The organism is Paenibacillus sp. J22P15, from assembly GCF_056269345.1.
Genome location: NZ_JBWDNT010000006.1, coordinates 114,515 through 133,814, shown reverse-complemented (window position 1 = coordinate 133,814; position 19,300 = coordinate 114,515). Strand labels below are relative to the sequence as shown.

The 19,300-nt window shown below is 47.1% G+C and carries 14 protein-coding genes; all 14 read left to right on the top strand.

Annotation, left to right across the window (positions count from 1 at the left end; all coding sequences use genetic code 11):
• Nucleotides 1-11: 11 nt before the first annotated feature.
• Nucleotides 12-461: an NADH-quinone oxidoreductase subunit NuoI gene (gene nuoI / locus AC0YN6_RS15480; RefSeq protein ID WP_475747906.1), complete on the top strand. Its 450-nt coding sequence runs from the start codon at nucleotides 12-14 to the stop codon at nucleotides 459-461.
• A complete protein-coding gene (locus AC0YN6_RS15475) occupies nucleotides 462-977 on the top strand; it encodes an NADH-quinone oxidoreductase subunit J (protein WP_475747905.1) in 516 nt (171 codons plus the stop codon).
• 4 nt (nucleotides 978-981) lie between these two features.
• A complete protein-coding gene (gene nuoK / locus AC0YN6_RS15470) occupies nucleotides 982-1,284 on the top strand; it encodes an NADH-quinone oxidoreductase subunit NuoK (RefSeq protein ID WP_339205398.1) in 303 nt (100 codons plus the stop codon).
• Nucleotides 1,285-1,292: 8 nt separating this feature from the next.
• On the top strand, nucleotides 1,293-3,164 hold the full coding sequence (gene nuoL, locus AC0YN6_RS15465; protein ID WP_475747903.1) for an NADH-quinone oxidoreductase subunit L: 1,872 nt from the start codon (nucleotides 1,293-1,295) through the stop codon (nucleotides 3,162-3,164).
• Complete coding sequence (locus AC0YN6_RS15460; RefSeq protein WP_475747902.1) at nucleotides 3,161-4,792, top strand: complex I subunit 4 family protein; 1,632 nt, start codon at nucleotides 3,161-3,163, stop codon at nucleotides 4,790-4,792. Before nuoL ends, AC0YN6_RS15460 begins: the two co-directional genes overlap by 4 nt.
• Nucleotides 4,793-4,795: 3 nt before the next feature.
• Complete coding sequence (locus AC0YN6_RS15455) at nucleotides 4,796-6,349, top strand: NADH-quinone oxidoreductase subunit N (RefSeq protein WP_475747901.1); 1,554 nt, start codon at nucleotides 4,796-4,798, stop codon at nucleotides 6,347-6,349.
• Between the two features lie 609 nt (nucleotides 6,350-6,958).
• A complete protein-coding gene (locus AC0YN6_RS15450; protein WP_475747900.1) occupies nucleotides 6,959-10,063 on the top strand; it encodes a S8 family peptidase in 3,105 nt (1,034 codons plus the stop codon).
• Between the two features lie 138 nt (nucleotides 10,064-10,201).
• Nucleotides 10,202-10,462: a DUF1146 family protein gene (locus tag AC0YN6_RS15445; protein ID WP_475747898.1), complete on the top strand. Its 261-nt coding sequence runs from the start codon at nucleotides 10,202-10,204 to the stop codon at nucleotides 10,460-10,462.
• A gap of 299 nt (nucleotides 10,463-10,761) precedes the next feature.
• Complete coding sequence (gene murA, locus AC0YN6_RS15440) at nucleotides 10,762-12,168, top strand: UDP-N-acetylglucosamine 1-carboxyvinyltransferase (RefSeq protein ID WP_475747897.1); 1,407 nt, start codon at nucleotides 10,762-10,764, stop codon at nucleotides 12,166-12,168.
• Between the two features lie 1,417 nt (nucleotides 12,169-13,585).
• Complete coding sequence (locus AC0YN6_RS15435) at nucleotides 13,586-15,091, top strand: efflux RND transporter periplasmic adaptor subunit (RefSeq protein WP_475747895.1); 1,506 nt, start codon at nucleotides 13,586-13,588, stop codon at nucleotides 15,089-15,091.
• Nucleotides 15,088-15,885, top strand: a complete 798-nt coding sequence (locus tag AC0YN6_RS15430) for an ABC transporter ATP-binding protein (protein WP_475747893.1) — start codon at nucleotides 15,088-15,090, stop codon at nucleotides 15,883-15,885. Before AC0YN6_RS15435 ends, AC0YN6_RS15430 begins: the two co-directional genes overlap by 4 nt.
• On the top strand, nucleotides 15,827-17,017 hold the full coding sequence (locus AC0YN6_RS15425) for an ABC transporter permease (protein WP_475747891.1): 1,191 nt from the start codon (nucleotides 15,827-15,829) through the stop codon (nucleotides 17,015-17,017). The genes AC0YN6_RS15430 and AC0YN6_RS15425 overlap by 59 nt, the downstream gene beginning before the upstream one ends.
• A 124-nt stretch (nucleotides 17,018-17,141) precedes the next feature.
• Nucleotides 17,142-18,356, top strand: coding sequence for a stage II sporulation protein D (gene spoIID, locus AC0YN6_RS15420; RefSeq protein WP_475747890.1), 1,215 nt, complete (start codon nucleotides 17,142-17,144; stop codon nucleotides 18,354-18,356).
• A gap of 81 nt (nucleotides 18,357-18,437) precedes the next feature.
• Nucleotides 18,438-19,181, top strand: coding sequence for a peptidoglycan DD-metalloendopeptidase family protein (locus AC0YN6_RS15415; RefSeq protein WP_475747889.1), 744 nt, complete (start codon nucleotides 18,438-18,440; stop codon nucleotides 19,179-19,181).
• The last annotated feature ends 119 nt before the right edge of the window (nucleotides 19,182-19,300 follow it).

Below are 19,300 nucleotides of genomic sequence, written 5' to 3'. Positions count from 1 at the left end.
GGGGGAAGGAAATGAAAGGAATGCTGCAAGGACTGGGTGTAACGCTCAAATCAATGACGGCTCCAAAAGTGACCACCTCCTATCCAGACGTGCCCTTTGTCATGCCGGATCGGTTCCGTGGTATTCAGCACTTTATTCCTGATTTATGCATCGTATGCAATCAATGTGCACGTATTTGTCCAACGGACTGCATTACGCTGACAGGCAAGCCGAACCCTGACCCTGAGAAAAAAGGCAAGGTAATTGAAACGTTCGATATTAATTTTGAAATTTGCATTTTATGTGATTTATGCACTGAAGTTTGTCCAACCGAAGCGATTGTCATGTCCAATCATTTTGAGCTGGCTACCTTCAGCCGTGATGATTTGTTTAAGGATGCACAGTGGCTGACGGACAATAACACACTTACTCGGCAGGATAATAACAATATCGGAGCGCCGGCCAAAGGGGGCGCAAAATAGTTGTTCAATATTGAATTTACAGGCGAGTTTATCGCTTTTTTTATCATCTCGGCTATAATAATCTGCGGCGCAGTACTCATGGTCAGCTTAGAGAAAGTTGTACATATGGTGATCTCCATGGCAGCTGTGTTTCTAGGATTAGCTGCAATGTTCGTCCTGCTTGAGGCGGAGTTTGTCGCATTCGTTCAGGTTCTTATTTACGCTGGCGCAGTATCGATTCTTATGATATTCGGAATTATGATGACGAAGCATCAGGCAGGGGAGCGGGACCCTGTGAAGCCGCTGCACGAGGCGCTTGCCGCAATTGGTGCGCTCAGTTTGTTCGGCGTATTGTTTTATGCGATCCGCTCGACCACCTTCCCTGAGCCGCAGCCTTTTAATCCGGGAGAAGACAATACGATGGCAATCGGAGAGCTTCTGTATACAGGGTATGTGATCCCATTTGAGCTGCTCTCGGTGCTTTTGACTGTAGCATTTATTGGAGCAATCGTGCTTGCCAAAAAGGAGGAGAATTAATTTCATGCTTCCTTCCTACTTAACGATGGCTGCTATCCTGTTCTGTATCGGGTTGTACGGTGCATTGGTGAAAAGAAATGCGGTCGTTGTTCTACTCTCGCTAGAGCTCATGCTAAACGCGGTGAATTTGAATTTAATTGCGTTTTCGAAGTATGGTGTCGTTCCGTCCTTGACGGGCCAAATCTTTTCCTTATTCACGATTACGGTCGCTGCAGCTGAGGCAGCGATTGGGGTAGCTATACTAATTGCTTTGTTTCGCTTGCGCGGGACAGTTAACGTCGATGAGTTTGACAAAATGAGGAGGTAGCGCAGCGTATGATTATGTACTCACAGTCGGCTTGGTTAATCCCGCTGTTTCCGCTGGCAGCATTCCTCGTTTTGACGGCGCTCGGCCGCAGCTATCGACGAGCTGGCGTTTCCATCGGATCACTTGGTTCATTTGGTGCTTTTGTTCTGTCTTTATTCATTATGATTGATCGACTTGGCGCCAATGAAGTGGATTATAATTATTCCTTTGATTGGATTTCGATTGGGGATTATACGCTTAAGATTGGGTTTGAGGTGACCAATCTCACAGCACTCATGCTGGTGGTTGTGACCCTAGTAAGCTTTCTTGTTAATGTCTACTCCGCCGGCTACATGAAGGATGATGAGCGGATTACCGTGTTTTATGGTTATGTCGCTCTTTTCACATTTTCCATGTTAGGGCTCGTATTATCCGATAACTTATTATCGCTTTATATTTTCTGGGAGCTAGTAGGCGTTTGTTCGTTTCTACTAATTGGCTTCTGGTATACACTTCCGCAAGCACGTGCAGCGGCGAAGAAGGCTTTCATCGTAACACGGATTGGCGATGTCGCCTTGCTTCTCGCCATTCTGCTTCTGTTCTGGTATATGCCGGATCATGCGCTTGACTTTACTACGATTCAAAGCGTGTTCCAAGGACAGTCAGGTGCGATTACGAATGGGATAACGACGTTGATCGCTTTGCTTATTTTTGTTGGCGCTATGGGCAAGTCGGGTCAGTTTCCGCTTCATGTGTGGCTGCCTGATGCGATGGAGGGTCCGACACCGATTAGTGCGCTCATCCACGCTGCTACAATGGTCGCGGCAGGAGTGTTTCTTATTGCGCGGACGTTTGATATTTTTCAGGATTCAGCGGCGGCAATGGAAACAATCGCTTATGTAGGCGGATTTACAGCCATATTCGCAGCAACGATTGCGCTGGCTCAAAATGATATTAAACGGATTTTAGCGTATTCTACGGTAAGCCAGTTAGGATACATGATGATGGCGCTCGGACTTGGTTCTTTAACAGGCGGCATCTTTCATCTATTCACACATGCATTCTTCAAAGCTTTACTTTTCCTTGGGGCTGGAAGCATCATTCATGCGGTGCATACCCAGAACATACATGAGATGGGTGGACTCGGATCCAAAATGCGAGTAACCGCATGGACCTTCGCGATTGGCGCATTGGCGCTTGCAGGCATTCCGCCATTATCAGGCTTTTGGTCAAAGGACTTGATTTTGACAATTGCATGGGAAACGAACCCATTGTTATTTATTGTGGGGCTGGCAGCAGCTTTTTGTACGGCGCTTTATATGTCTCGGCTGTTCATCCTTGTGTTTATGGGGAAACCAAACAAGGCTTCGTCTCATGTGAAAGAATCGCCTGTTTCCATGAAGGTGCCAATGATCGTACTGGCTGTACTGGCTATAGCTGCTGGATTCATTGAAACTCCTTGGAACGGCTGGTTCGGCTTGTGGATTAATGATGGAGCAGAAACGGTACATAGCAGCGGTGTAGCCATTGTTGCATCCATCGCGGTTGGTCTGCTCGGTATTTATATCGGTTGGCTCATCTACGGGAAAAATAGTGTGAACAGAAACGCATTGCAGGAAAAAACACCTAAGCTTGTGAAACTGCTTGAACGCGGTTATTACATAAATGAGCTTTATGAGGTTATTATTGTGAAGCCGCTAAAGCTGATCGGTTCCGCTCTTATGGTGTTTGATTCCTTTGTCGTAGACGGGATCGTCCGAATAACAGGTGTAGCGGTAACCGCAGCGGGGAAAGCCGTTGATCGGCTGCAGAACGGGCAGGTACAAACCTATGGTCTGGCTGCTGTCATCGGCTTTGTTATTCTTGTGGTTGCTATCGTTGGAAGGAGGTTCCTGCCATGAGCATCCTGAATGACATGCCTATTTTATCATTTATTTTGCTGTCACCATTACTTGGCATCATTGTGCTATTGCTGCTTCCTAAGCATCGGAGCAGTTGGCTGAAGACAACGGTTGTCATCACAACATTAGTTCCTCTGCTGCTCTCGCTTTGGCTTTATGCTGATTATAATAAACAGCAGGGCGGTTCAGCGTTCGACGAGCAGTACAGTTGGGTGGAGCTGCCTCTTAATAAGGAATCGCTAAATAACGCTTCTGAATTTATGTTTATATTCCAATATGAGCTGGGCGTCGATGGAATATCGCTTCCGTTGTTGCTTCTCGCGACACTTGTGTCCGCGATGGCCGCACTTGCCGCCGTCCATATTAAGAAGAGATGGAAATCTTTTTTTATATGGTTCTTGCTGCTGGAGATAGGAATGCTTGGCGTATTTCTAGCCCGCGACTTGTTTTTGTTTTTTATATTTTTTGAGCTTACGCTCATTGCGATGTATTTCTTAATTGGCATCTGGGGCTACTTCCATCGCGAACGAGCGGCAAATCAGTTTCTGATCTATAACGGAATTGGATCAGCTATTATGCTGATTGCCTTCGTTATTCTTGTGAATACAGCAGGCTTCCACATTGACCAGGCGGGCGATCAAATCAGCTTTATTTATAGCGGCAGCTATGCCGACATTTTCCACAACATGACTGATTCGGCGGCTTGGGTTAACATGACCCCAGAGCAGCTTGGCACAATCAATCCATTCCAAATGACGGATACGACGCAGTGGGTGCTGTTTATTATGCTGCTGGTCGCTTTCGGCATTAAGCTGCCGATTTTCCCGTTCCATACTTGGATGCTGAAGGTGCATACTGAGGCTCCAACCTCAATTGTAATGATTCATTCGGGCATATTGCTAAAAATGGGCACGTACGGCTTGCTTAGATTTGGGATATTACTCTTCCCGAGTCAAGCTCGAGAATATGCGACAGTGCTGGCTGTGCTCGGCGTCATTAATATTTTGTATGGAGCACTGCTAGCCTTTAGACAGCAAGAGTTCAAGCTCGTACTCGCTTACTCTTCCATCAGCCATATGGGGATTGTCTTGCTCGGGCTTGCTGCTATCAATGAAATTGGCCTGCAGGGAGCGGTGTTTCAGCTCGTATCTCACGGTCTCATATCCGCTTTGTTATTTTTGATCGTTGGCAGTATTTATGAACGCACGGGAACAACTGAACTGTCGGAGCTGGGCGGTTTAGCACGCTCTATGCCATTCATCAGCGGAATACTGCTGACGGCGGGCCTTGCATCTCTAGGGCTGCCGGGCTTGTCCGGCTTTATTGGAGAGTTTCTATCTCTGCTCGGTCTATTCGAGTCACATCGCTTGCTGACGGCAGCGGCGGCGCTTGGCATTATTTTGACCGCGGTTTATGTGCTCCGAGCCGTGCTGAAAATTACATTTGGTCCGCAGCGTGAGGCGTTTGGCGCATTGAAGGATGCGAGACTTATAGAGGCTGTTCCGATGATTGTGCTGCTTGCTTTCATTGTGCTTCTAGGTTGTTTTCCTTCCATCCTCACGGATACTGTACAGTATGGAATGGATAGGCTTTTCGGACAATTACTTGCAACAAGGGCGGGGGGATAAACCATGAACGAAGCTGTTTCATTCATACCACTGACATGGACCGATACGTTCTACCTTGCCCCTGAGTTTACGCTCGCCGTTATGTTTTTGCTTCTTGTAATACTGGATTTGTTGCTGCCGAAGCGTGTTAACAGACTTTCTATGGGTTGGTTAACGCTTGCAGGTATATTGGCGTCGCTGCTGTTTGTAATGCTTCGAATGGTGGATATGAATCAGGGCGGAGTTTCTGCTGAAGCGATACAGCTGCTCGGCAATAGCTACCGCATTGATGATTTCTCAAGCCTGCTGAAAATTGTGTTTTTGACAGGAACAGCGCTTATCATTCTGCTCGCAATCGGTTCGGAGCGAGACGAGGATGCGATAACGGAAAAAGCAGAGTATTTCTATCTGGTGCTGCCCGCTCTAATGGGAGCTATGATGATGGCCTCCTCAGGAAATTTGGTGACGTTGTACATTGGTTTGGAGCTGCTCAGTATAACCAGCTATGTGCTGGTAGGAATGAGACGCAAATCGTCATTATCAGCCGAGGCTGCATTCAAGTATGTCGTAACGGGCGGAATATCCTCCGCGATGGTGCTATTCGGAATGTCTTACATCTACGGCATAACGGGATCCGTTGATCTTGCTGTTATTGGAGAGGCTTTACCGCGAGCGCTGGAGGATTTCAAGGCACTTGCTTATGTAGGCTTCTTCTTTATGATTGCCGGCTTCGGTATTAAGATCGCCGCAGCTCCGTTTCACGCTTGGGCACCTGATGTATATCAAGGGGCTCCGACCCCTGTGTCAGCATTTCTGGCCGTAATTGCCAAAGGGGCGGCGCTGGCAGCGATATTCAGAGTCATGTTCAGCACGGGACTGTTAATCGTTGACGGGAATGCTGCTGAAGTATCGGGCGATATCTTCTTCGCACTATTAGTGCTTGCTGCTGCTGCGATGCTCGTAGGAACAACGGCCGCACTAACGCAAAGGAACATGAAGCGCTTGCTGGCACTGTCTGGTGTAGCCAACGCTGGATATTTGCTGGTGCCTATTGGGATTTCAATAACCGTGGTACATAGCAGCAACTTTTCTGAGTTTGTTTATTATCTGGTTGCGTATTTGTTTATGACGATCGGTGCGTTTGCTGTGTTTACTGTCGTAAGCCGCGCTTCGGGACACGAGGAGCTGAAGAGCTTCGCGGGGATGTACTACCGGGCGCCATGGACGGCCGCTGCTATGGTTGTGTTCATCTTATCTTTGTCGGGCTTGCCGATTTCCGGCGGTTTTTTTGGAAAGCTGTTCATCTTGCTGGGGGCAGCAAGTGCCAAAGCATACTGGCTAGCAGCTATTATCGTCGTAAGCAGCGTCATTTCTTACTATTTCTACTTTGGCATTGTGCGTCAGATGTTCATGCGAAGCGGAGAAGAGAACAACGAGATTCGTATCTCAGGAGCGACGGGACTCGTGATCTGGTTGTGTGCGGCGGCTACGGTTGCGTTAGGTATTTTCCCAGGACCACTAATGAAATGGATCGACACGATATTCTCTATTAGCGGTGATTTGATGATCACTAGATAAACCAATTGATTGGAAATTCATAAAAAGCGTCATTGTGATATGAAAGCTTAAAATGTGAGAGAACGTTCGAAAGGTATGGCAGCTATATAAAGATGAGAGAAGATCATTTAAGTGGATATTATCTGCTTAGATGATCTTTTTTATTTGGATGAGGCTAATTCAAGCGGAATTTCTTGATTTGGTTTGGTGCTAGTTTGGTTAAAAATGAGCAGAAATAACATATGACTGTTTCATTGAAGTTTGTTGTGGGTATTGTGCAGTAAGGGGACAATAGTAGATAAAGAGCACTATGCTATCTATGAAAGCGGGTTCGCGCTCGTCAATATTTACCGGGAAATAATAGATTGTGCCGAATTTTGCTTTTCTTATGTTTGAAGCGATTTAAATGTAGGACTTTTGTCCTTTTGTCTCTCTGAAACAAGGGAAATGATGTCTGTAACGAGAAAACATTATGATAGAGTATTCAAATTGTGATGCTGTCTGGAACGAGAAAAAATATGAAGGAATATTGAAAATGTAATGCTGTCTGTGATGAGAAAATATATTGAAGGAATTTCGTTTTAAATTGTGAATAACCTTCACCCATTTGATACGAAAAGGCAGGATAGGATGAGTAAACGAAAAGTATCGAGACTCTCGAAGATATCATATGCGTTTAGTCAGCGGCTATCGATAGATAGGCTGGCAATTGCAATAGCAAGCTTATACAAGCAAGCAAGCGGCATGGCTGCGCGAATGCTCATTCGTCGCGCCCTGCCCGCGCTGTTGGTCGGGAGCATCGCCCTTGGGGGCATAGCCCCCGGAGCAGCGCCTACGGCGTCCGCAGAGGTCATCTCTGCTGCGGACGCCGTAGGCGAAGATGCAGAGCAGCCGCAAAGCTGGCTGCTCAAATGGAGCGATCCCGCGCTCGCATATGAGCTGCGCGGGACGGAAGTGCTTCGCCGCCAGAATGAGGCGGCGGTCATGCTCGTACGTCCGGCTGCTGAAAGCGCGGACGTACAGGAATGGCTGCGCCGGCTGCGAAGCTTGCCGGGCGTAGAGTACGTGCACCCGAATAATCGGGTGCACATGCTTGCTATGCCTGCCGGCGAGTCTGAGGACGATGCCTCGGCAGGCGCAGGCATAGCGAGCGGCTCGGCGCAGCAGGAGCCGCAGGCGACTTCACCAGCAGAGCCTCCGGAAGCTGAGGCTTCTCTCTCGGCGTCGCGAGCAGCGGCAGCCTTGGCGGCCACGATGCAGGCCAATGATCCTGAGCTGCCTAAGCAGCTCTATCTCAAGCAGATCGGCGCGCAAAAAGCGTGGGAAACCGTTCGTGAGCAGCAGCAGCTTACCATTGCGATCGTGGATACGGGCGTTGATTTAGAGCATACGGATTTGAAGAATAATCTCGTTCCGGGAGCTAACTTAGTTAGTCCGGGAGATTCGCCTGATGATGATAACGGCCACGGGACTAGCGTAGCGGGTGTGATAGCAGCAACGGCTAATAATAGAATAGGCATTGCAGGCATTGTCTGGAAAGCCAAAATAATGCCGATCAAAGCGCTTGATCATCGAGGCGACGGTACCGAGCAGGAGCTTGGCGAGGCGATATTGTACGCGGTTCGCAGCGGTGCAAAAATCGTCGTGCTGTCAGTCGGCTTACATCGCTATTCTCCCTACATGCTCGATATTGTGCAATATGCAGAAAGCAAAAACGTACTGCTCGTGGCAGCGGCAGGAAACGACGGGGGAACCTTTGGAGAGAAAGCGGCGGTGAAATATCCGGCAGCATATCCAACCGTACTCGCAGTCGGGGGCGTTAAGGCCAATAATATGGTCGATAATCGTTCGAATAAAGGAACCGAGCTTGATCTAGTTGCACCATGGAATGTATATACAACAGCCATTGGCGGATTATACAAGAAAGAGGAAGGTACATCAATGGCGGCTCCACAAGCCGCTGCTGCAGCGGCGCTCATATGGGCACGCTACAAGGACTTGAAGCCTTACCAAATACGTGAGCTGCTGCGACAAACAGCCGTGGACATCGGTTCGCCCGGTGTCGATAGCTCGTCAGGTTATGGCTTGCTTCAAATTGACCAAGCCGTTCGCTCCACATTAAAACAGGATGGCTTTGAACCGAATGACAGCCAAACGAAAGCAGCACGTTTTCCGCTTAATACACAAATTTCTGCTGAACTTCGAGGGACAGCGGATCATGATTGGTATCAAATTGAGACGCCTTATGATGGGAAGCTGACGCTTCAATACGAAGGACTGGTCGCGAGCGGCAGCATTGTGCCTCCTGTTCGGCTCACTCACTACTTTAATGGCGTGAAGCAGACCACAAGGGATACGAAGCTTGCAAGCAGATCCATTGATCTTGAGGTCAAGAAAGGCAAAAATGCCATTCATCTTGAGCTGATTAATCAGAGCAGCAATGATGTACTGCCATACCAGTTGACCTCTTCTTTTACGATGAAGCCGGACGATTACGAGAAAAATGATAAATCAGTTGAAGCAGCTGCGCTTCAACCTCGATCTCAGTCAATAACCGGTAATTTTCATCAAACGGCTGATCGGGACTGGTTTGCAGTTACATTCACACAGAGCGGCGAACTTCGTCTCGTCCTCAGTACGAATACGGCTCGTATTGACGCTGGTCTAGCGATTCAAAAAGCAGGGCAGCAGTTAATGGAGTATGACGACCAAGGAGAAGGGGAGACAGAGCAGTCTTCAGTCATAAGTGTGACTCCTGGTAAATATTATATTCGTGTTCACAATGCGATCTCATCCGAAGCAAGCCCGACAATAGGCACCTATAAGCTGACGATGGATTATTTGCCTAAATATGATGATCCGAATGAACCGAACGATAAATCGTACGAAGCATTCATGATTAATCCAGGAACGGAGTATCTTGGTGTTATTAGCAGCTACTCAGACGTAGATTGGTTTCAAATCCGGGTTTCAAACACTAGCTTCATCAGTATGACAATAAGCGGTGTACCGCTTCATGCTGATCTTAGCCTGCTGTTGTATGATAAGAGAATGAAACAGCTTACGGGCTCTCGAACAAGAAAGAGCGGCAAGCTGCAGTCTGAAGATCAACTTTTGAATCCAGGCGTATATTACGTAAAGCTGTATTCAGACGAACCCTTTGACAAGCAGTATTATCGGCTAAAAGTGAAGTCGGAGGAGTTGATTGCTGGATTCCGAGATATTAAAGGCCACTGGGCACAGAATGAAATTGTTGCATTAAATAAAAAAGGGATTATTAACGGATCAGGGAATAATCGTTTTGAGCCGAAACGCGCGATCACGCGAGCGGAGGCCGTCTCAATGGCGGTGAAGGCATATAAACCGATCTCTACGGGTACAGTCAAAGGGAAACGGTTTAAGGATGTTTCATTGAACCACTGGGCTTATGATGCGATTGCAATGGCTGTAGACAAAGGGTGGATTAAAGGGTTCCCGAATGACGTATTTAAGCCGGATCAGCCAATTACTCGAGCAGAAATGGCGATGCTTATCGGTCATGCGGATGGCGTACAGACGCGGCTGCCGATTGTAGACCCATTTTCCGATGTGCCCAAAACGCACTGGTCAGCATCCATGTTATACACAATGAAGTTGAATGGGCAAATTGCAGGTGTAGAATCGAATCAATACAAACCGAATCAGCAGGCCAGCCGTGCGGATTATACCTTGCTGCTTTACCGATTCATCACCTAATATTTACATAAAACAAATGAGCATCATAATCCGTTAGTAATATAAAGCCAGATGTGCCAAATATACTTGTTGTGAGTGTCGTTAATGGAGTGGAGTTTGGAGCTTAAAAGATGAGAAAGCTCGGGAGGCATCAAGGACGTGAATTACGATTTTACCAACACAATGCAGAACTATACCGGCATGACCGGATTATTCTCCATTATCATTGTTATTCTGAGTATCATTCTTGTATGGTTTGTATTGCAGGAGGTCAAATGGGATACTTTTTTTCGATTTCCACGGAGTCCAAAAGCAAGGCTGTTTCAAGTTTTCGTTGCCATTATTATGGGCCATTTGTTAGCTAAATTTATTTTGGAATATTGGGGTTACACCGTCCTGCTTAAAAGCTTTGTCGAATAACAAAAGCGAAACATGTCAACAATGGGTAATACATGACGGTCTCAAAAAGCAGATGACTTACGAATAGGTATCAATTAGGACCTGTAATCGATTGGGAACGTAGTTTTTCCGTGGGAAAGAAGCGTTTCTGGAGAATAAAGTCATAAATTGCGGTCGGAATCGCATGCAAAAAGTGGGAATAATATAACGCTTGTCGATTGGTGTAAATGAATGATAAGATGAAGGTTGGGTAAAGTGAGAAATTCCTTATCATTCAAGTTTAGGAAATAGAAAATGCAGTTCGCGGAGGGAACCAAAAGATGACCAAAATTATCGTCCGCGGAGGCCAGCGTTTGAAGGGAACGGTCCGTGTTAGCGGAGCAAAGAATGCAGTACTCCCCATTTTAGCGGCCTCATTATTGGCGACAGAAGGAGACAGCGTCATCTATGACGTACCCCTCCTCGACGACGTTATGACGATTCAGAAAGTGCTCGCCTCTTTAGGCGCACAATTATCCTATAATAATGAAACGATGCGCATTACAGCGCAGTCTATTACGACTTATGAGGCTCCATATGAGCTTATTCGGAAAATGCGTGCATCTTTCCTTGTTATGGGTCCTTTACTTGGTCGCATAGGCAGGGTTAGAATTTCGTTGCCTGGCGGCTGCGCGATCGGAACTCGTCCGATTGATCAGCATTTAAAAGGCTTCGAAGCGATGGGCGCGGAAATTACGCTTGGTCAGGGCTTTATCGAAGCCAGCACAAAGACACGTCTTAAGGGTGCGAAAATTTACCTCGACGTAGCAAGTGTAGGGGCGACAGAAAACATTATGATGGCAGCTGCGCTCGCAGAGGGCACTACAATTCTTGAGAATGCAGCTAAAGAGCCAGAAATCGTTGATTTAGCTAACTATATTAATGCAATGGGCGGTAAAGTTCGCGGTGCAGGTACAGGTGTCATTCGTATCGAAGGCGTGGATCGGATGTACGGCGCTGCGCATAATGTTATTCCTGACCGTGTGGAGGCAGGTACGTATATGATCGCAGCTGCTATTACAGGCGGTGACGTATTCGTGGAAGGTGCTATTTCCGATCATTTGACTCCAGTTATTTCGAAGCTGCAAGAGATGGGTGTAGAGATTACCGAGAGCGATAACGGGATTCGTGTTCAATCCAGCGCACAATTGAAATCTGTCGATGTTAAGACGTTGCCGCATCCTGGCTTTCCGACAGATATGCAATCTCAAATGATGGCTCTTCTACTCGTATCCGAGGGAACGAGCGTCGTTACGGAAACGGTTTTCGAGAATCGTTTTATGCATGTCGAGGAATTTCAGAAGATGAATGCTCAAATTAAAGTGGATGGACGTACAGCTATTGTCAGCGGAGGCTTGCCGCTAACAGGTGCAAAGGTATGTGCAACCGATTTGAGAGCGGGAGCAGCACTTATATGTGCGGCCTTGCGCGCAGATGGAGAGACTGAAGTAACAGGTTTGCATCATGTCGATCGCGGTTACGTCAACATTACAGGCAAGCTTGCTTCGCTCGGTGCAGACATCCAACGTGTTGAATTGATGAATGATGATGCAGCGGCAAGTAAGCCGGCAGTTGCAGCTCATGCTTCATCAGCAGCTCGGGACATTGCTCCTGTAGTCGACACCTCCGCTTCCTATAAGCGTGAGAAGGAAGTGGCTGTCCTTAAAGTACAGCCAACTTGGGCTTAACCTAACGAAATCAAAAACAACGAAGAAGCTGTTTCAAATAAGTCGTCATTGGCTTATCTGAAACAGCTTCTTTTTTTGCTTGGATGTACTGAATAAATGATTTGTCGTCGATATTTGATTTAAAGAGTATGCTTTGTTCTCGCCTCTTTGGGGTGAGACGAATCATACTCTTTTTCATACCCATCGCTTAATGTGCAAATGACAGCATGCTAGATTATTGTAACTTTAAGCACACCAGTGCTCGTACAGCACCAAAGTAACCATAGTTAGTGGTCTGTAAGAGCATATACGTGCTTACAGAGCGAATACGACGTGTGCGTCACGCGAAAGCATGGCTATAAGCACACCAGTGCTCCTACAGCGTCAAAGTAACCATGGTTAGTGGTCTGTAAGAGCATATGCGTGCTTACAAAGCGAATACGACGTGTGCTTCACGCGAAAGCATGGCTATAAGCACACCGGTGCTCTTACAGCGTCAAAGTAACCATAGTTAGTGGTCTGTAAGAGCTTATACCTGCTTACAGAGCGAATACGACGTGTGCTTCACGCGAAAGCATGGCTATAAGCGCACCAGTGCTCCTACAGCACCAAAGTAACCATGATTAGTGGTCTGTAAGAGCATATACGTGCTTACAGAGCGAATAGGAAGTGTGCGTCACGCGAAAGCATGGCTATAAGCACACCAGTGCTCTTACAGCACCAAAGTAACCATGATTAGTGGTCCGTAAGAGCATATACGTGCTTACAGAGCGAATACGACGTGTGCTTCACGCGAAAGAATGGCTATAAGCACACCAGTGCTCCTACAGCGTCAAAGTAACCATAGTTAGTGGTCTGTAAGAGCATATACGTGCTTACAAAGCGAATACGACGTGTGCGACCTGCTTAAAGTACCGCTATAAGCACACCAGTGCTCTTACAGCGTCAAAGTAACCATGATTAGTGGTCTGTAAGAGCGAATACGTGCTTACAGAGTGAATACGACGTGTGCGTCACGCGAAAGAAAGGCTGTAAGCGCACCAGTGCTCTTACAGCGTCAAAGTAACCATGATTAGTGGTCTGTAAGAGCATATACGTGCTTACAGAGTGAATACGACGTGTGCGTCACGCGAAAGACTGGCTGTAAGCACACCAGTGCTCTTACAGCACCAAAGTAACCATGGTTAGTAGTCTGTAAGAGCATATACGTGCTTACAGAGTGAAAACGACGTGTGCGTCACGCGAAAGAATGGCTATAAGCACACCAGTGCTCTTACAGCACCAAAGTAACCATGGTTAGTGGCCTGTAAGAGCATATACGCGCTTACAGAGTGAATTCGTCGTCTGCAGGCGTGTGAGGCAGGCTTGTTCATCTTCCGTTCATTTTTGAATGCTATAGTCGATCTCACTAAGACCAATGGAAGGTGGATTGAAGTAGATGAAGAAGTGGACGATAGGACTCAGCATTTTTATCATTCTGGCAGCAGCTGGAGCAGGTGCCTATTATTTTTATTTTGCGAAGGATAAGGAAACAGCAGGAGTGATGCCGACGTCTCTTACGGTGCAGGCAGTCAAAGGGTCTATCAAAAAACAGATTAGCGGGACAGGATCGGTAGCAGCTAATTCGAGGGAGACAGTAACTGCCGGCAAGAGCGGTACCATTGCGACGGTGAATGCCAAAAAAGGGGATAAGATCAAGGCGGGGCAAGTTCTCGTTACCTTCGAGGCAGCGGAAGACAATGATGACAAAATAAAATCGATTGGCAAAAGCATAACAAAGCTGCAAGAATCCATTACAGGATACCAAGAGGAATATAAGGAAGCAACGGGCACCGAAAATGAAGAGGCCTTGAAGAAATCGCTTCAGAAAAATATTGAAAGTGCGAATGCTGAGATCGCGGATTATCAAGATCAGTTAAAAGATATAAGTGAAGAACAAGCAAAAGAGGAAAAAGTAGTGACAGCCTCCATTGATGGCGAAATCACTGAAATGACGATTGAAGTAGGCGATGAGGTCAATTCAAATACGACGATAGCTGCAATTGTAGATTATACGACGCTTGAATTTGTTACGTCCGTTGATGAATTGGACATTTCTGCATTAAAGGTGAATCAATCAGCAGGCCTCTCGTTAAGTGCGATAACAGACAAGACGATCGATGCGACCGTTTCTGAAATTGCTATGGAGGGAACTTCGAATAACGGATCATCTGCGTTTGAGGTGAATTTACTTCTTAAAGATATTGAAGGCGTCAAGGCGGGCATGTCGGGTGAAGCCGCAATAACGATTGCGTCGAAGGAAAATATCATTCTTGTGCCGGTTAATGCTGTCGTTGAAATGGGTGCAAGGTCTTTCGTTCGTATTCCGGCTGACAATGGCGGAGAGGCAGCGTCTACGACAGGTGCAGTCAGACAACAGCAAGCTGGCGCTATTGATCCAGATGCTGCAACTAGTGAAAAACAAAGAGCTGCTGTGCAAGAGAATAAGACAAGCGGAGCACAGAAAGCGCCGACCCAAGGTGCAGCAACGGACGGAGCAAGGCAAGCTGCCGGGGCAAGAACAGGAACGAACCAACCGACGGCAATAGACGGTGCTGCTCCGGCAGGACAAGCAGGAGCAGACCGCGCAGCAGCTCGAGACGAATTTACATCAGGAGGAGGCCGTGCAGGTGGAAGAATGCCGGACGCGCTCGGAGGTCAGCTTGTCGAGGTGACAACAGGGCTGAGTGATGAAAGCTTCGTTGAAATTGTTTCAGGGCTTAAAGAGGGAGATAGTGTGCTTGTTCCGATTGCTCAAGGAACGGCTGGCATGGGAAGCGGGTCCCAAGAGATGAACATGCAGGGAGGTTTCGCTGGCAACGTTATGGTCTTCCCAGGTGGAGGCATGGGCAATGGCGGCATGGGAGGCGGCGGAATGCGAAGCGGCACAGGTGCAATGCGATGAGTTCGAAGCTGAATGTTCCATTAATTGAAATGAACAATCTCACGAAGTCGTATAGGATGGCGCGTGAAAAGGTGACGGTGCTGCACGAGGTATCACTCACAGTTGCACATGGTGATTTTTTGGCAATCGTAGGTCCATCAGGGTCTGGAAAGTCCACTTTAATGAACATTATCGGCTGTCTGGACTTGCCAAGCGAAGGCAGCTATAAGCTTGAAGGGCTTGAGGTGACCGGGCTAAGTGACAATAAGCTGACGGAGATTCGCAATAAAAAAATCGGATTTATTTTTCAAGGCTATCATTTGCTACCGAAGCTTACGGCGCTTGAGAACTGCGAGCTTCCGCTCATTTATCGGGGTTTGCCTGGTAAGGAGCGGCGAATGCGGGCGAAGGAGGCATTGGAGAGAGTTGGGCTTGGGGATCGGATGAATCACCGCCAAAATGAGCTCTCAGGCGGACAACAGCAGCGGGTTGGTATTGCGCGTGCCCTGGCAACCAATCCTCCTATATTACTTGCAGACGAGCCAACAGGAGCGCTTGATTCCAAGACAGGCATGGAAGTGCTGAATATGATGGATGAGCTGCATCGCGGGGGTCAAACTATCATCTTGATTACACATGATATGGAAGTTGCGAAGCGGGCAAGCCGTACGGTCATTATACGGGATGGGGTGTTGACGGAGCAGGAACAGGAGCGGGAGCTAGAGCTGGAGCTGGAGCTAGAGAGGAGGAGTAGCCGTGAAACTTACGCAAGGCCTCAAGATGGCAATCAAGAGTGTCTTATCCAACAAGCTTAGAACGATTCTTTCCATGCTCGGTATACTAATTGGTGTTGCTACGGTTATTGCATTGGTTGCTATGGGGAAGGCATCCTCCAACGAGGTAGCCAAGCAAGTGTCATCTCTTGGGAGCCCGAATTCGCTCTCCGTTAATATTATGGGCCGTGGGACGGTTACAACGCTGTCCGTAGAGGAAGCAAACGAGCTAGGCAATGTTGTGAATGTAGCGGGAGTTGCGCCAGTCACAAGCACAACAGGATATGCGAAATATGGTAAAACGTCAGTGTCCGTTACGGTAGAGGGGATCACCGCTGCGTATGAGGAAGTGAAAAGTTTTCCTGTACAGGACGGAAGGTATATTGCCCCTCCAGATATTAAAAACAATACAAAGGTGGCTCTTATCGGCGTCGATACCGCGGCAGACTTGTTCGAGGATGCGGGTGAGGACCCAGCATCAGCTGTAGGTAAGAAAATTACAATTAACGGTTATATTTTTACGATTGTGGGTCTGCTGGAATCACAGGGAAGCTCACTGACCGGATCGAATGACGAAAAAATATTAATTCCGATTACTACCGCTCAGAAAATATTTCAAACAAGCGGTGTTTCTACTATTCATTTAATCGTGACGGATATAGATCGAATGGCGGTGACGGTTTCAGCGGTAGAGGCGGTTCTCTATGAGAAATTTCGAGGGAATGAGAATGCCTACCGCGTGTTTAATCAAGAGGACGCGATGGAGACTTTAAACTCTGTAAATGAAACGATGAGCAGGCAGCTCATTTACGTGGCAATCATTTCTCTTATCGTAGGAGGAATTGGCATTATGAATATTATGCTAGTGTCTGTTACGGAGCGGACGCGAGAGATTGGCATTCGCAAATCATTGGGAGCGAAAAAACGGGATATTTTGTTCCAATTTTTAGTAGAAGCTGTTTGCATAAGCGGCTTGGGCGGTGCACTCGGAATCGGGCTTGGATACATCGCTTCTTTTGTAATCGGAATGATTATGAAGACAGAAACAGAGGTTCCTATTGATACCGTATGGTTAGCATTTGTTTTCTCAGCTCTCGTTGGCGTCATATTCGGATATCTCCCCGCGAATAAAGCGGCAGGGCTGCGTCCGGTTGACGCGCTTCGCCATGATTAGACTTTGAGGTTCTACCCTATCATTTGCACTCATAGAATGAACCATCAGGATCGGTTTAAGAGAGCGGGAGTCGGCGACAGCTGATTCCTTCCTTCTTTTTCAGGCCAAGATGGAAGGAGAGCACATGAGACAAAGAAGAGGGAAGCATTCCATAGTTTCGATAATCGATCGTTTGCGGACAAGCAGATGGATGGCTTTATTTGCAATCGGCGCGATGCTGGGAGCATCCATTATGCTGGTAAGGCTATCACTCAATGAGCTGCGTAATGTGCAGGCTGCTCGGTCTTTGACGGACATGGCAGCTGTACAAAATGGTGTTCAAACGATGCCGGAAATAGGTGCATTGGATGATGATTTGGATAAGCCCCTAGAGTGGCTTCCGTCTTCAGAGGGTAGTACTTCCAAACAGCCGAACAAGAAAACTACCGGTGACGAAGCACAAGTAGAAAAGCCGGATACACTTGATCGTCTTATTGTTCGGATTTACTTGACGAAGGAGAAGCGGATTGAGCGGGTTCCGCTTGAGGCTTATGTTCGTGGTGTAGTAGCGGCGGAAATGCCGATTGACTTCGAGCTTGAGGCGTTAAAGGCGCAAGCCATTGCTGCACGCACGTATATGATTCGTAGAATTTTTCTCGGCAATGACAGCGGAGTCCCGGTAAAGGGAGCAGATGTGACGGATACCACCGACCATCAGGTATATATTTCTGTTGCAAACCTTGCGAAAAAATGGCCTAAGGATGAGCAGAAGGCAAAAATGAGCAAACTTGATCAAGCGATCATACAGACGAGAGGTAAAGTAATTACATATAAAGGAGAGCCGATAGAGGCTGCTTTTTTCTCGACCAGCAACGGATATACCGAAAACTCGGAGGACTATTGGAATCAAGAGATTCCTTATTTGCGAAGCGTGGCAAGTCCATGGGACAAGGAGCTCTCGCCGAGGTATAAAGAAACGATAAAATTATCCTTAAATGAGTTTTATAGCAAGCTTGGCGTTGAGAAGAAGAAGAACTCTGCCAATCCCGCTATTCGTGTAGTAGAGAAGACAGAAGGAAATCGAATCAGCAAGATTATGATAGGAGGAACATCCTTTACCGGGCGCGAAGTAAGAGAGAAGCTAGGACTTGCTTCCTCTCAATTCATTTGGAACATTAAAGGGAAATCAATTTCGATAACGACGTACGGCTATGGTCATGGAGTAGGCATGAGTCAGTGGGGAGCCAATGGCATGGCGCAATCGGGGAAGAATGCCGAAGCTATTCTTTCATATTATTATTCTAGCGTTCAAGTGGAGCGAGCTTCAAAGCTATCGGAAAAACTAGGAGCTCGCTCGTAATTTAAACTCTTTCAATATTTGTAATAACCTCACGTATAAACCTAGCAGATCTGGCAACAATGGCTAGTGAGGTGATAGAAAATGAATGATCAAAATCAAAGTAAACCGAAGCAAAGTCCAGAAGAAACTCCCAAAACTGTTCTGGGAGGAACGTCTGCCGCCAAATCTAGCAGTGGATGGAAGAACCTTTTTGCAAAGCGATGGGTATCTCCAGCAATCTTCATGGCCGCGGCAGCAATTATCGTAACCTTAATGTGGATCTATCAGGGGGCGGATCAAACGAAGCCTGTAACGGGAAAACCTGATCCTTCTGAAGTTTCACAAGGGGAGAATACTGCAACGCAAGGCGAGGATGAAGAAGTACTTGATGTCATAGCTGCTAACGAATCTATCCATTGGCCGCTTGCTGACAAAACAGTATTGAAAGAAGAGCTTCCATTCTACGATGCGAAAGCAAGCGACGCAGAACGCGAGGCAGCATTGGTTCAGACAGGAGACACTTTCTCTCCTCATATGGGTATCGACTTTGTTGACCCAAGCGGTAAAGCGTTCGATGTACTTGCGGCACTTTCCGGTAAGGTTACTTATGTAGAGAAACATCCGACAAACGGCAATTCAGTCGAAATCACACATGCCGGCGGCCTAGTGACTGTTTACCAAAGCTTAGCGGAAGTTGCAGTTAAAGAGGGCGATGATGTAACCCAAGGTACTGTCATCGCAAAAGCGGGTCGTAACGATCTGGAACGCGATCTGGGCATCCACCTTCATTATGAAACAAGAAGCAACGGCAAGCCGATTAATCCAAGCTCATTGATCACAGAGTAAGACGAGCTGAGAATAACGTCACGTTAATAAAAATAGGACTTTAGTCGTACAGGCGGGGAGTAATTCCCTGCCTGTTTTACGTTTTTATGAAAATTTATTCACATTCCGGCCTGTCAGGC

Excerpts from the sequence above, each read along its gene's own strand:
- nuoI (WP_475747906.1), top strand. The coding sequence starts at position 12 with ATGAAAGGAATGCTGCAAGGACTGGGTGTAACGCTCAAATCAATGACG.
- nuoK (WP_339205398.1), top strand. The coding sequence starts at position 982 with ATGCTTCCTTCCTACTTAACGATGGCTGCTATCCTGTTCTGTATCGGG.
- nuoL (WP_475747903.1), top strand. The coding sequence starts at position 1,293 with ATGATTATGTACTCACAGTCGGCTTGGTTAATCCCGCTGTTTCCGCTG.
- AC0YN6_RS15460 (WP_475747902.1), top strand. The coding sequence starts at position 3,161 with ATGAGCATCCTGAATGACATGCCTATTTTATCATTTATTTTGCTGTCA.
- AC0YN6_RS15455 (WP_475747901.1), top strand. The coding sequence starts at position 4,796 with ATGAACGAAGCTGTTTCATTCATACCACTGACATGGACCGATACGTTC.
- AC0YN6_RS15450 (WP_475747900.1), top strand. The coding sequence starts at position 6,959 with ATGAGTAAACGAAAAGTATCGAGACTCTCGAAGATATCATATGCGTTT.
- murA (WP_475747897.1), top strand. The coding sequence starts at position 10,762 with ATGACCAAAATTATCGTCCGCGGAGGCCAGCGTTTGAAGGGAACGGTC.
- AC0YN6_RS15435 (WP_475747895.1), top strand. The coding sequence starts at position 13,586 with ATGAAGAAGTGGACGATAGGACTCAGCATTTTTATCATTCTGGCAGCA.
- AC0YN6_RS15430 (WP_475747893.1), top strand. The coding sequence starts at position 15,088 with ATGAGTTCGAAGCTGAATGTTCCATTAATTGAAATGAACAATCTCACG.
- spoIID (WP_475747890.1), top strand. The coding sequence starts at position 17,142 with ATGAGACAAAGAAGAGGGAAGCATTCCATAGTTTCGATAATCGATCGT.
- AC0YN6_RS15415 (WP_475747889.1), top strand. The coding sequence starts at position 18,438 with ATGAATGATCAAAATCAAAGTAAACCGAAGCAAAGTCCAGAAGAAACT.